This window comes from Amycolatopsis sp. NPDC059657 (assembly GCF_042734395.1).
Classification (GTDB): domain Bacteria; phylum Actinomycetota; class Actinomycetes; order Mycobacteriales; family Pseudonocardiaceae; genus Amycolatopsis.
The window spans coordinates 1-12876 of sequence record NZ_JBHWEB010000189.1 but is presented as its reverse complement, the minus strand read 5'-3'; the positions used below and the strand labels follow the sequence as shown (position 1 = coordinate 12876).

Genomic DNA, 12876 nt, shown 5'->3' with positions numbered 1-12876 from the left:
TTTTGTTTTGTTTGGTTTGCCCGCCGTTTCCACCCCCCCCCAACACTCACGAGTCCTTACGCGACAGTCAAGGTCAGCACTTGTCGAGCATGAGCGTCAGCGCGCTCTTTTCGGCCGAGGTGATCGTCAAGGCGTAGTAGTTCTTGACCGTGATCCAGTCCGTGGCATACGTGCACCAGAACGAGACGAGCGGCGGCTTCCACTGGTCGGGCGCCTTGTCGCTCTTCTGCTGGTTGACGCGGTCGGTCACGGTGAACAGCTGCGGCCGCGTGAGGTCGTTCGCGAACTGCTCGCGCTTCTCGTTCGTCCAGTCCTTCGCGCCACTGACCCAGCTCTGTGCGAGCGGGACCATGTGGTCGATGTCGACGTCGGACGGCTTGGTCCAGGTGTCGCCGTCGTACGGGCTGGTCCACGAACCCGAGGTCGGGTTGCAGTCGGAGCCGGCCTTGACGTCCTTGCCGTCACGCTTCAGCACGAACTCGCGGGTGTTGCAGTTCTGCCCCTGATTGGACCAGTGCGGGTACTTCTTGCGGTCGTAGCCGTCGAGCGTGCCGCGCGGCGCGACCTTGAGCTGTTCCAGCTGAGCGCGGGCGTCGCCTGCGTTCGCGGACGGGGCGGCCGCCGTGCCCTGGTTGGCCGTGACCAGCCAGAACACCAGCGCGACCGCGAGTACCGCGGCGACACCGGCCAGTACGAACTGAATATTCCGGCGCATCGCGGATTCCTCTCCTGGCCAGGGAAATCCGGGTGATTATCGCGGCGCCGGCGAGGTTCACCCGGCAGGCAGAGCGGCGCGTCGGACGTGAGTTCGGTCATGGTCATTAGGATGAGAAGGCAAGGGAGGCAGTGTGGACGTCAAGGTCGAGAAGAGTTCCGAGCGGAGCCGCTACGAGGTGCTCGCGGACGGCGTGCTCGCCGGTTTCGCCGAGTACGAGCGGCAAGGCGACGAGCTGGCGTTCACCCACACCGAGATCAAGGAAGAGTTCGGCGGTCAGGGACTGGCGAGCAAACTCATCAGGGCGGCGTTGGACGACGCGCGCACGCAAGGCGTCGGCGTGTTGCCGTACTGCCCGTTCGTCTGCGGCTTCGTCAAGAAGAACGCCGAGTACGTCGACCTGGTACCCGAGGCGCGGCGCGCCGACTTCGAGCTGTGATTTCCCGACAGCACGAACTCTCGGTGACGAAATCCCACCAAAAGTAGCGCGTGACTGGTACAGTGGCGAGACACCTACGCCACTTCGTCGACCGCAGGACGGACATGCCTGAAATCCAGAAGGTCCCGCCGAAGTACGAGCAGATCGCCTCGCCGATCCGGGACCAGATCATCGCGGGCGAGCTCAAGCCCGGCGACAAAGTCCCATCCGGTCGCTTCCTGATGAAGCTCTGGAAGGTCTCGCGGCCGACCGCCGACGCGGCGCTCGACCTGTTGAAGCACCAGGGTTACATCGAGGCACGCCAAGGCTCGGGCAGCTACGTCCGCGAGGCGTTGCCCGGCGATCCATCGGCCATGCTGACCGTCGATGTCAGCTTCCGCACCGAGTTCCTCGCGGTCGAGCTCGCGCCTGGGCCCGCTCAGGCCACGCACGCGCTCGGCGAGCCGGAGGAGGCTGAACTTCTCCGGCGACAGCTGCTCATCCACAACAGCGAGGACGAGCCTGCCCGGATCCAGACCTCATGGTTCGCACCCAGGCTCGCCGACGAGGCGCCGCTTCTGCTTGAGCGCGCCCAGCCGCCAGAGGGCGTCGAGGCTTATCTCGCCGCGACCGCCGGCCACCATCCGACGCGTACGCTTCGCGAGAATTCGGCTCGCCTGGCCACTCCGGCCGAGCGTCGTCAGCTCGACCTCGCCAGTCCGTCCGCGGTGCTCGAACATCGCGTGACAGTGTTCGGCGCTGACGGCGCCGTGCTCCGCTTCGACGAGATCGTCTGCCCGCCGGACACCTGGTATCCCGAATCCGATCACCCCTCTCTTTCTGGCTAGCTGACGCTCTCTTTCAAAGAACTCTGTCAGGGGCGGCGACCGCGCAAGACGGTCGCCGCCCCTTTCACTTTGTGCAGCCAAGCCCGGTGACGCCCACTGCGGTCACTCACCGCGCCTGACACTGATCACCATACTGGCTAGCGGCCTAGTCCGCAACCCAGTGTTCTCATACGTGCGCGGAAGGCGACTACCTAAGCCCGTCAGTCCAGGTCACTCGGCCGAATGTCGCAACTGTGGGTGTTTTCCGTACCGAATCGCCGGCCTCGTCCGAAAAGCACATGTGACCCGACCGGTGCTGGGACAGGAATGGACGCTCGCGGGCAGGAGCGGGCAGCTGGAGACCGTCCTCGCCGCTGCGGCGCGCGGCGAGGACGTGGTGCTTTCCGGTGCCGCGGGGATAGGAAAGACCCGGCTGGCACGGGAAGTGTGGACGCGGCTGCGCGCGGCCGGGTACGCGGTCGAATGGGTCGCGGCGACCCGTGCGGGCTCGGCGATCCCGTTCGGCGCGGTGTCCCATCTGCTCCCCGAAGGCGGCCATGCCGACCGCCGCACCCTGCTCCGGCAGGTCGCCGCGCGCTTCGAGCGTGCCGAGCGGCCCGCGATCGTCGTCGACGACGCGCATCTGCTCGACGACGCGTCCGCCACGGTCGTCCATCACCTGAGTACGCGGTCGCCGGTATTCGGCCTGCTCACCATCAGGGACGGTGAGCGCTGTCCCGACGCGATCACCGCGCTCTGGAAGGAAGGCCAGGCCACCCGCCTCACGGTGCCGAAGCTGCCTGGCAGCGCGATCGACAGCCTGCTCAGCGAGACCTTCGAGCAGCAGCTCGACGCCGTGAGCAGGCAGCGGCTGTCCCGTGTCAGCGCGGGGAACCCGTTGCTGCTCAGGGAAATCCTGCAGGCGGGCTTCGACAGTGGGACACTGCGCCGCCGTCGCGGCCGCTGGCGCTGGACCGGCTCGGTGCCCGCGACCGCGCGGCTCGGCGAGATCGTCGCGGACCGCCTCAGCGCGGCGGGCGACGCCATCACGGGTGTGCTGGAGGTGATCGCCTGCGGCGAGCCGCTGGCGATGACCGTGCTCGAAGGCCTTGCCTCGACCGAGGCCATCACGGCGGCCGAACATCACGGCCTCGCGGTCATCGAGCGCAGCGGAAGTCGGGTACTGGCAAGGCTTTCCCATCCGCTGCACGGTGAGGTCATCCGCTCGGCCATGACCAGATCGCGCACCCGTCACCTCGCGGGCAAGCTCGCCGCGGCGACCATCTCGTCGCCCATGCGAAGACGCGACGACGCGCTGCGCGTCGGCATCTGGCAGCTGATGGCCGGTCAGTCCGGCAACGCGGAAATCCTGCTGACCGCGGCGAAACAGGCCATGGACCGGTTCGACCTCGATCTCGCGGAACGCCTCGCGCGCGCGTCGCGCGACTCCGGCGGCGGCTGGCGTGCCGAGAATGTGCTCGCCCAGGTCCTCAGCCATGCCGGGCACTACGAAACGTCGGTCGCCGCGCCGCGTGACCACGGCGACCACAGTCTCATCCTGATGTTCGACAGCCGCTGCACCGACGCGCTCAAGGTCGGCGAGGCCGTGCTCGCCACACCGGACGCGGAACCGCAGGCCGTGGTGTGGGCGGCGACCGGCGCGGGCGCGGCGGCCGGCCTGCTCGGCGACACCGCGCGGGCCAGCGCGATCTACCGGCTCGGACTGGACGTCGCGACCGCGCATCAGGCCGAAGTCCCTTGGGGCGCGACGCAAGTCGGCTGCGGCAGGCTGATGGGCCTGCTCGCCAACGCGAGGCTGAGCGAGGCCCGTGAGCTGGCCGAACGCGAGTACAAGGCCGCGCTCCGCGACGAGTCCGAGAACATCGGCGCCTGGGCCGGTTTCCTCGGCGCCACCGCGAAGGCGCAGGGAGACGTGCGCGTGGCGGCGGCGTCGCTGCGAGAGTCGTTGAGCCTTCTCAAGGAGTACGACACCTTCCGGCTCGCCGCGCCGTGCCTGGCCTCGCTGGCAGGCGCGCTCGCCTTGGCGGGCGACGGGCGCCTCGCGTCCCGGCTGCTCGACCGCGCGCGCAGCCCGGAACGCCAGACCAGCAGGCTGTTCCAGCCATGGATGGAACTCGACAAGGCGTGGACGCTCGCCGCGCTCGGCAACCGGTTGGCCGCGGCGGCCGCCGCTCGCGCCGCAGCGGATCTCGCGCGCGACTTCGGCCAGCCGACCGTCGAGGGCTGGGCGCTCTACGACGCCGCGCGGCTGGGCGACGCGCCCGCGGTACACGCGCGGCTGACCGCGCTCGGTTCGCTGTTCGCACCGGCCGCCCGAGGCCTGGCCGCCAAGGATCCCGAGCCACTGGAGCAGGCGGCCTGGATCTTCGCCGACCGCGGTCTGCTGCTCCACGCCGCCGAAGCCGCGGCCACCGCCGGCGCGCTGTACCGCTCCGACGGCAAGCGCACCTTGGCCAACGTCGTGCTGGAGCGTGCCGCCGTCTTGGCGCAACGCTGCCATGGCGCCCACACCCCGCTGCTCGACGCGAGCGGCCTGCGCGCGGTGCTCACCCGGCGCGAGCACGAGGTCGCGGCACTCGCGGTCGCCGGGCTGTCCAGCCGCCGCATCGCCGAGCAGCTGGGGCTCTCGGTGCGCACGGTCGACAACTACCTGGGCAGGGCGTACGCGAAGTTCGGCGTCCGCGGCCGGTCAGAGCTCAGCCGCGCGTTCCACCCTTAGAGTGAGAAGTTCAAATTTCAACTTTACGTTCCGTAACGGCGAAGAGTCAGGAGACGACCAGTAAGACGCATCCGCCCGGACAACGCGGAACACCAGGAGGCCATCCGTGAGCATCGCGCTGAAGCCGCTTCATCACCCGAAATTGCTGGGTACCGCCATCTTCATCGTGGTGTCACTGGTTCTGATCTTGCTGACCTTCACGTTGTCGATCAAGGTTTCGGCGTACGCCGCGCTCGCGATGTTCCTCGTCGCGGTCGCGCTGGTGTCGCTACGAGTGGCGCACGACAAGGTCGGCACGATCCTCCACGAAGAGCTCAAGCACAGAGATCACGTCGAGTGACGCTTTCGCGTGGCGAACACCAGCAGGATCGCTCCCACCGCGCCCGCGACACCGCAGCCGACCCCGAACATGACCGAGGGCTCATGGCCGGTCATGGTCGACACGACCATCCACACGGCCGCCCCGAAGAGGAACCCGAGCACCGGGCCGCCGACCGACGAGCCACGCCAGCGGTGTCCGTTGCGCACGGTCCGCAGTCCGGATTCCAGGTAAGCCAGCGCGAACAGAGCGAGGATCAGACTGCCGGCGCCCAGCGCGCTCGCGAGCGGATGCTGCGTGGTGCGGAAGGTGAACGTCTGCGGCACGATGCCCGGCCCGGTCAGCGTGCCGGTGACGGTGCCGCCGACGATCCACCGGGTGATCGCGGGCATCTCGGTCTTCGCGACGAAAGTACTGCCGCCCTTGGGCTTCGCCGACGCCGTCGTCGAGCCCAGCGGAATACCGGCCGCCGAGAGTTCCAGTGCGATCTGCTCGGGATTGCCGGACCCGACGATGTCGAACGGCTTACTCAGGTCGGCAGTCTTGGTGTCCAGCGGATCATAGGAAGCGTCGTGCTTGATCTCTTGCGGGGTAACGAAAGCGAGCACGAACAGCGCCACGAACGCGAGCACGGCCCCGAGCCGCAGCCAGAGCACGGATTGCGCGGGCTCCGGTGTGCTGGGCGCGAGATCGGCGCGCGTGGCATTGAGCGTGTGGTCGGCAGGCGCCTGTGGCCGTTGCACCGGCACGGTCCGGGAATCGACGACCGGCTGCGTCGTCGCACCGGTCGCGAGCCCCGCCATCACGCGGGGCGCCAGGTGCAGCACCGGCACGCGTGAACGTTCGAGCCAGCCCTGGCCGTAGACCTTGGTGGCCGCCGCGGCCAGGTCGGCCGCGAACGATTCGGCCTCGCGGTACCGGTTGTCCAGCTCGCGCCCGAGGCTGCGCATGATGACCGCGGCGATCGGCGCGGGAACGTTCGAGATCGGCCGCGGGTCGGTGAACATGTGCTGGCGCATCATCGCGATGGCGCCGCGAGTGTTGTCGAACGGCAGCTCACCGGAGAGCAGTTCGTAAAGGACGGTGCCGGCGGAGTAGACGTCGGCCGCGGGGCTCAGTGCGTTGCCCATCGCCTGCTCCGGCGCGATGTAGGCGGGCGTGCCGAGCACGTCGCCGCCGTGCGTGACGAGCGTGGCGCCTTCGCTGATCACCTGCGCGATGCCGAAGTCGGCGACCTTCATGACGCCTTGCGTGGTGAACAGCAGGTTCTTCGGCTTGACGTCGAGATGCAGCACGCCGGCGTTGTGCGCGGCGTGCAGACCGGCCAACATCGCGAGCCCGATCGCGCAGGCCTGCTCCCCGCTGACCCCGGCGCCGTGGAACCGGTCGTAGACGGTGCCGCCGTCGAGCCGTTCCATCACCAGCAGGTTCTCGCGCCCGGTGCGCACGTAGTCGTAGACCGGCACGATGTGCGGATGGTCGAGGCTGGCCAGCACGCGGGCCTCGCGGTCGAAGAGCTCGGCGCTCATCTTGTGGTCGACCATGTCCCACGGCAGCTGCTTGATGGCCACCTGCCGGTTCAGCGACCGGTGGACGCCCGCGAAAACGACCCCCATCCCGCCGACGCCGATCTCATCCCCGATTGCGTACTGCGGTAGTGCGGCGACCAAGTCGGCCGGAGCGCTCATTGCGGGAATCCCTCAGTGGTGGCGTTGAAGTTGACGGTGACGTCTTCTGCTTGGGCTTCGATCTTAGGAGGCGCCGGGTGCGGCGTGAGATACCCGAGCAGCAAAGCGATCGCGGCCGCGCCGAGCACCACCGGGATCTCGATCGCGGGTTCGGGCGGCACCAGCCGCAGCACGGACAGCGTCACGACGGCGACCAGCCCGGTCCCGAACCCCGCCGGAAGGAAGCGGAGAGCGCGCCGCCACCGGTTCGGCGCCAGCTTGTGCCGCGCGAGCGCGAGCAACGCGGTCACCCAGGCGATGATCGTGAGAACGAGCATCGCGAGCCCGAACACCCCGTAAACCGACCAGAAAGAACCCTGGACATCGGCCACTGTGGTCGATTCACCCAGCGTTTGCCGTTGCGCGTCGAGCAATTCAACCGATGATGGGAGCAGTCCGATCGCCTGCCCACTCAGATCACCAAGATCGAGAACAAAGGTCCGCGTGGTTTTCCCATGCGCGGGCACCTCGAACGGCGCGGTCGTGTCGTAAGCGAAGAAGGTCAGCGCCAGCGCGACACCCGAAAGCCGCACGCTCCGTACTTTCACGGGTGCGTTCGTGTCATTGACGGCCGTGACGACCAGGTTGACCTGGCTCGCCGGGTCGATCGGGACGGTGTTGTCGGCCGTCGGCTTCCCGTTGATCGTGACCGAGAGACTCAGTTGATCAGCCGACGCGGGCGACGCCCCGAGTAAGACGATTCCCAACGCAACCGCCGCCGCCATGACACGTCTCATTGGGTACTCCTGCTTGCGTTGTCGGACTGGTCAGGAATGCTACAGCGAGTACTGAGCGATTGAGGGACGTTCCGATGCGGATGATGGTTCGGTTGACTTTCGGTCTCGTAGCCGGGATGTGTCTTTTACTGGCACTTTCGAATCCCGGCAACGCACAAGTACCACCTTCGGTTAGTTTGAAACCATCGAGCGGGCCGGCGGGTAGCGCGTTCACCATCGGCTGGGCCGGCTTCTACAAATGCCGGATCATCAATTTCACGTGGGCAGGCACCCTGCTCACGTCCAAAGTGGCCCCCGCGGACAGCGGCTCGGTCGGCGTCAATGTCCCGGCGACCGCGAAGCCGGGTAGTTACACGGTCACCGCGACCTGCACCAGCCAGCCGGAGACGGCGAGCGGCACGTTCCGGGTCCCCGCGATCGTCACCCCGACGACTCCCCCGCCCCCGGTGACCACCAAGCCGCCGGTCACCACGACCCCGCCGAAGACCACCCCGACCAAGCCCTCGGTGACCACGCCAACGACGACGACTTCGTCATCCTCGGCCACGCCCACCTCGGAAACCCCTGTGACGTCGGAAACCCCCACGACGACCACTACCCCGGCCGACGGCGTGCTGGTGCTCGACCACCCGAGCATCCAGCCAGGTGACACCCTGTCCGCGACCGGCAACGGCTGCGAGCCAGGTCATTCGGTCACCCTGACCTCGAACGGCGACAAGGTCGGTTCGACGGTCGCCGACGCGACGGGCCATTTCAAATCCCCGGTCGAGTTCACCCGGATCGAAGCGGGCACCCACACGGTCACGGCCGACTGCGGCATCAAGCTCACGGGAGCAGTCGAGCAGGTCGTCACCAGCAGTTCCGGCGGCCACACGGGAACGTTGGTATTACTGGTGTTCTTCGTACTCGCGGGAGCCGCGGCCATCCGCGTCCCGTAAGAGGTGCCCCTGCCAGGAGTCGAACCTGGACTGGCCGGATCCTGAATCCGGTGCCTCTACCAGTTGGGCTACAAGGGCTTTCCGCTGCGGCGGACCTACTTTCAAGGTCCGCCGCAGCGTTATTTCCGGCGCTTCAGCGTGCGGTCGTAGTCCTGAAACCGCGCCTTGGCGATGGTCTTCCGATCCTTGGTGCGCAACACGATGCCTTCCGGCCGACCGCCCGCGTTCTCGTCGAGAGCACTCAACGTCTCGGGCAGCTTTTCGCCGAGAAAGTCCCGCATCTTGTCGATCTCAACAGGCAAACTGTCAATTTCGAACAGTCGCGGAACAAGCTCGATCTCGTCTTTTTCAGCCTGCCGTTGAAGGTCGGTTTCGTTGAGGAAGGACTGACCATTCGCCTCCCGCCAAGCCGAGATCTCCTGCCGCGACTTGGCAAGCATCTCGTCCTCGACGACGATCGAGTCGAACATCCGGTAGCCGACGTTCAGCTCACCGCTGTACTGCTTCGCGGCCTGACCGACCTTGCCACCGTAAACCTCGAGGAACCGCACGCGGATTTTCTCGGTTTCCGGCTCCAGCCGCTCGGCCAGCTCCTTGAGCGCTCTGACGATGCCCTGCGACGGGTTGCCGATCAGATCGCCCTTGGCGTACAACAGCTCCTCTCGGCTGCCGAGCAGATAGTTACCGTCCGGCAAGGAGATGATCCGCGCATTGGTACCGTCGATCTTCTCGGTACCCAGCACCGGACCATCGAACGCGACCGGATTCTCGGTCAGCGAACCGTTCTTCGGATCCAACGCGTGATACGTCGGGATCGACGGATACTTGGTGACCGAGTTGAGCACTTCGAGATCGACTTCGCGCAGCATCTCTTCCTCCTGAGTTTGGCCCGGGCGACGACGATGCATCAGCTCCGCCGCCCGGCGGTGGTGAGGGACGGAATCGAACCGCCTGTGTACTTACGCACGACTGGTTTACAGCCAGCTGGGCCACCATGGCCCGTCCCCACCCCTTGACATGAAAAAAGCCGCCCACCTCAGCGGACGGCTCCCCAGCGCGACGGTTTACGTCACGGTGGGGAACCTCCGTAGAGCAGCACAAGTCCCGCGCAGTGTCCCTGCGCGGTATAGGCGTGCGGCTGCTGTGTCATGCCTCCACCTTGACGCATCCCTTGTGGACCGTCAATACATTTTCGCCTTGTCCAGCTCACGCATGAGCGTCGACTTCCGCTTGTGCTTCAACCGAAGCCTGGCCACGTAGCTATCGAAGTCTGGGTCAGCGCGCCTGAGCTTCACGAGTAAGCCGACCGCGGCCTTGTACTTGTCCCAGCTCCCACGCCCGATCGTGTCCTCGACCAACGCGCGGTAGATCGGTACTACGTCAGCCGGTCGCGTAACCACGCGTGCGTCGGCGAGCCTCAGCAAGGTCGTTTCCTCACAACCAAACTCACCGAACGCGGTCCAGGCTCGTTCGAGCTCATTCTCGTCAAGAAGAGCTCGAACCAGCAGATCACCACCAGGAAGAAGACTCAACGCCCACTGCCGGTGGTCGTCCCATTTCCCCAACCGCCTGGCGAGATCCTTGAATGCGAGGTAGTTCTCACGGCTCGGGTTGTGGTCCAGCATCCGCTTCTGGAGGCTTAGCGCGCGATCGGCCTCCCCGACTTCGACCAGAAACCTGACCATCTCTTGACGCTGATAAGCGGCGACTACAGGAATCCCCTTGACCGCCCATTCAACAGCCTCAGCAACCCGCCCGGCACTCCGCAGCGCCCGCGCGACGCGCAGGTAGTCCTGCGGCCCATCCACCCCATCCCGCACCGCGTCCACGAACTCGTCGTTGTCACCCGCCAGCGTCGCGAGCCCTTCACGAAGCTGCAGCAGCCTGCGCCGGTTCGTACCGCCGTCCCGCCACTCCTGCTCAACCACGCGCCTCAGCTCAGCGACCCCAGCATCACCGAGCCCCTCTGCGAAGTCGAGCAGGTTGAAGTCCACCACGAGGTCCAGCCGCAGCAACCACCCAGCGAGCTCTTTCGGATCCGGCGGATGCACTGCGCACAGCTCGGCGTACAGGCTCACCGCCCGTTGCGTCTGCTCGTCGACCAGCCCATACGGGTCCTCGACCACCTCCGCGGCCTCAGCGAGCAGATCAACCACCCGCCGGGCCACCGGCACTACCCGTTCATCGTCGGCGATCACCCCCAGCGCGTCGAGCACGTCGCTGGCCTTCTTGGCGTAGTCCTCCGTGTGCGAGCTAAGCAAGCCCTCGACCTGCTCGCCGATGTCCCCACCAGCCGCCCTCAGCGCGAGCCGCCGGAATAGCGCCTCGTCCTCGCCCGCCTGGTCTAGCAGCAACTCGACCAGGCGCACCTTCTCCAGCGACTCGAGGTACCCGCGCAGGTCGGGCTTCGCTTTGGGTGGTTTCCGGAGCACCGCCAGCCCGACCGCCACGCAGTGCTTGCAGAAGATCCCGCTCGCGGCGTGCGGACACGTGCACTCGCCGACTAGTTCGCCGCGGACGTCCTTGAGCCTGACCGTGTAGCGGTCGGTGCCCTGCACTACGGCCTTCACACCGTCGACCAGCGGATCTACGCCCTCGACGGCATGCACGTACCCAGCGCCACGCGAGTAGGAAGCACTGCCGGCGAGCTCGCGGAGATCTTTGTCAGAGAACCAGGTCACGTGGCCTATTCAACCGGCGACCACTAAAACCGGCCAACCGTCTCTCGGTGGTAGGAGAGATACTCAGCCCCAACCCCGTGGCCATCGTGCACCCGAAGCTTCCTGTCGAGACGCTCTCCAGCTTGGATCACCGTGAGGTCGCCGGCCACGGCCAGCTCGCCGTAGTCGAATAGAACGTGACACGTCGGGCACAAGCACAGGACGTTGCTAGGGATATCCGGGCCAGCATGCGGACGCCCCAGCGGTCGGATATGAGCCCCCTCGGAGTATCCGCGGCCTTTCACCGACAACCGGATCCCACACAACTGGCAAGTGTGATCATGAATTCGCTTCACACGGTCACCCACGACCGTTGAGCGAATGACCCTACGCACCATCGAAGATCTGCGGCCAGGCGACACATTTCCTGTCGGTAGCTCGAGAGACCAAGCCTCACCCGTAGCCGACAACTCTGGAGACAACCCGACTTCGGCAGATATTTTGAACAGTCGAAATCGGCAAACCTTGAACCCGCGAATCCCCGGCTCAATCCAAGCGCTTTCTACCCTAAACAAGCCGTCGTACCGGTAGCCAGACTCCGGCGCATGCGGGTTGTGACGTCGCGGGTTGTGCCCACGTACCACACGGACAGGCGCGCCAGTGACCATACTAGTTCGCAACGCGGCATTCCCGGAAGCCGAGAAGGACTGGTCACTTTCCTGTTTTTCCGAATCCCCTCGGCCACCATGACCAGTGTAGACAATCATGTTCCCATAATCTTCGTCGTCTTCATACTTATGTGAAGCGACGATGGACTCCGCGCCATCACGTTCGTTGCCGACAATCCCAGCAATGAGCGCACGGTGCATCTGCACACGAGACGCAGCTTTCCGGCTTTCAAATACGGTACCCTCAGGAACCCCGGCTATCTCGCCGTAGCCGGCTTTACCGAGCTCAAACCCGAAGCCGCTGAGCAAGTTGACGAGTTCACGTTCGGCAATACTCGGGACAACGGAGGACAAGTCACGACCACTTGCGCGTCGATGGGCCGCCCCAACGACAGCGGTTGGGTCATACTGCCGACCTTCATGAACTAGGACGCGATCAGCCGAGCCTGCCGAACCGTAAGTCTCTAAGAACTGCAGCCGCCCAAGATCATCACACTCAGCCACAGCGGCGAGTACGTCTTCCCGGGAGATATCGGCAAGTGTCATGCTCACAAGCTAGCTGACATAGGACAGCGTCACACTGCAATTGTGTGACCGGGTGACCCCAGACAAACTTGAGCGTCGCACCCGTCACCTACCTGGGTTAAGCGGTTCTACCTAGAGCGAGATGAGTAAGAATCCCCGACTGTCACCCGCGCTGGTCAGAGGTGTTGATCCAGCGAGTTTCTCTCCGTAGTGTCACCAACTGACTACGGGGAGGGAGTCACGATGTCGGGTTACCAAGTCATGATCGACAAGATCAAGCACACCGGAGATGCCGCATCACGAGTGGCAGAGGGGATTCGCGGTGTGGACTGCGCCGCGACAGTCCCGGGCGGTGACGCAGGCATTCCAGGGTCGGCCAGTATGGCCAAGCTCGCCGCCGTGAAACAGGCATGGCAAAGCCGTGAGCAGAGCTTTGTCAGCTTGCTGGAGACGCACTCGGCAAGCATCGATAAGGCGGTGCAGCTCTACCGCAGCAACGAACAGGCCTGAGGTTCACCCCGAATGGTGGACAGGGGCTTACGAGGGTTCAGGCAGCCATGCGGAGTGACTGCTCGAAGTTGTCGGGACTGAGCATCCCGATG

The 12876-nt window shown here is 65.7% G+C and carries 12 protein-coding genes and 2 tRNA genes; 6 read left to right on the top strand and 8 right to left on the bottom strand.

The window, feature by feature from the left end; translation table 11 throughout:
• Nucleotides 1-73: 73 nt before the first annotated feature.
• Nucleotides 74-715, bottom strand: a complete 642-nt coding sequence (locus ACFV15_RS45865; protein ID WP_378359505.1) for an HNH endonuclease family protein — start codon at nucleotides 713-715, stop codon at nucleotides 74-76.
• A 133-nt stretch (nucleotides 716-848) separates the two neighbouring features.
• Here ACFV15_RS45865 and ACFV15_RS45860 point away from each other — a divergent pair, with 133 nt between their 5' ends.
• The 4 genes from ACFV15_RS45860 (at nucleotide 849) to ACFV15_RS45845 (ending at nucleotide 5040) form a co-directional block, all read left to right on the top strand.
• The gene (locus tag ACFV15_RS45860) at nucleotides 849-1154 is read left to right on the top strand and encodes a GNAT family N-acetyltransferase (protein WP_378359503.1); all 306 of its coding nucleotides are present in this window, start codon (nucleotides 849-851) and stop codon (nucleotides 1152-1154) included.
• Between the two features lie 104 nt (nucleotides 1155-1258).
• A complete protein-coding gene (locus ACFV15_RS45855) occupies nucleotides 1259-1981 on the top strand; it encodes a GntR family transcriptional regulator (protein WP_378359501.1) in 723 nt (240 codons plus the stop codon).
• Between the two features lie 280 nt (nucleotides 1982-2261).
• Nucleotides 2262-4700, top strand: a complete 2439-nt coding sequence (locus ACFV15_RS45850; RefSeq protein WP_378359500.1) for a LuxR C-terminal-related transcriptional regulator — start codon at nucleotides 2262-2264, stop codon at nucleotides 4698-4700.
• Between the two features lie 106 nt (nucleotides 4701-4806).
• Nucleotides 4807-5040 (top strand): hypothetical protein, encoded by a 234-nt coding sequence (locus ACFV15_RS45845; RefSeq protein ID WP_378359498.1) that lies wholly within the window; start codon nucleotides 4807-4809, stop codon nucleotides 5038-5040.
• On the opposite strand, the gene ACFV15_RS45840 is transcribed toward ACFV15_RS45845, so the two are convergent.
• Both ACFV15_RS45840 and ACFV15_RS45835 read right to left on the bottom strand, forming a co-directional pair.
• Nucleotides 5028-6707, bottom strand: a complete 1680-nt coding sequence (locus tag ACFV15_RS45840) for a serine/threonine-protein kinase (protein ID WP_378359496.1) — start codon at nucleotides 6705-6707, stop codon at nucleotides 5028-5030. The genes ACFV15_RS45845 and ACFV15_RS45840 overlap by 13 nt on opposite strands.
• Complete coding sequence (locus ACFV15_RS45835; protein WP_378359494.1) at nucleotides 6704-7483, bottom strand: hypothetical protein; 780 nt, start codon at nucleotides 7481-7483, stop codon at nucleotides 6704-6706. The genes ACFV15_RS45840 and ACFV15_RS45835 overlap by 4 nt, the downstream gene beginning before the upstream one ends.
• Before the next feature lie 176 nt (nucleotides 7484-7659).
• Between ACFV15_RS45835 and ACFV15_RS45830 the strand changes: the two genes are divergently transcribed.
• On the top strand, nucleotides 7660-8421 hold the full coding sequence (locus ACFV15_RS45830) for a hypothetical protein (protein WP_378359492.1): 762 nt from the start codon (nucleotides 7660-7662) through the stop codon (nucleotides 8419-8421).
• Between the two features lie 4 nt (nucleotides 8422-8425).
• On the opposite strand, the gene ACFV15_RS45825 is transcribed toward ACFV15_RS45830, so the two are convergent.
• The 5 genes from ACFV15_RS45825 to ACFV15_RS45805 all read right to left on the bottom strand — a co-directional run bounded on the left by ACFV15_RS45825 (nucleotide 8426) and on the right by ACFV15_RS45805 (nucleotide 12295).
• Nucleotides 8426-8499: transfer RNA gene (locus ACFV15_RS45825), tRNA-Leu, on the bottom strand.
• A 41-nt stretch (nucleotides 8500-8540) separates the two neighbouring features.
• Nucleotides 8541-9290 (bottom strand): RNA ligase family protein, encoded by a 750-nt coding sequence (locus ACFV15_RS45820; protein WP_378359491.1) that lies wholly within the window; start codon nucleotides 9288-9290, stop codon nucleotides 8541-8543.
• A gap of 58 nt (nucleotides 9291-9348) precedes the next feature.
• Nucleotides 9349-9431: transfer RNA gene (locus ACFV15_RS45815), tRNA-Tyr, on the bottom strand.
• A gap of 171 nt (nucleotides 9432-9602) precedes the next feature.
• Nucleotides 9603-11030, bottom strand: coding sequence for an SWIM zinc finger domain-containing protein (locus tag ACFV15_RS45810; RefSeq protein ID WP_378359489.1), 1428 nt, complete (start codon nucleotides 11028-11030; stop codon nucleotides 9603-9605).
• A 95-nt stretch (nucleotides 11031-11125) separates the two neighbouring features.
• The gene (locus ACFV15_RS45805; RefSeq protein WP_378359487.1) at nucleotides 11126-12295 is read right to left on the bottom strand and encodes a YDG/SRA domain-containing protein; all 1170 of its coding nucleotides are present in this window, start codon (nucleotides 12293-12295) and stop codon (nucleotides 11126-11128) included.
• A 240-nt stretch (nucleotides 12296-12535) separates the two neighbouring features.
• On the opposite strand from ACFV15_RS45805, the gene ACFV15_RS45800 reads away from it, so the two are divergent.
• Nucleotides 12536-12784 carry a hypothetical protein gene (locus ACFV15_RS45800; protein ID WP_378359486.1) on the top strand — a complete coding sequence of 83 codons (249 nt, stop codon included), beginning with the start codon at nucleotides 12536-12538 and terminating at the stop codon, nucleotides 12782-12784.
• Nucleotides 12785-12876: the final 92 nt, after the last annotated feature.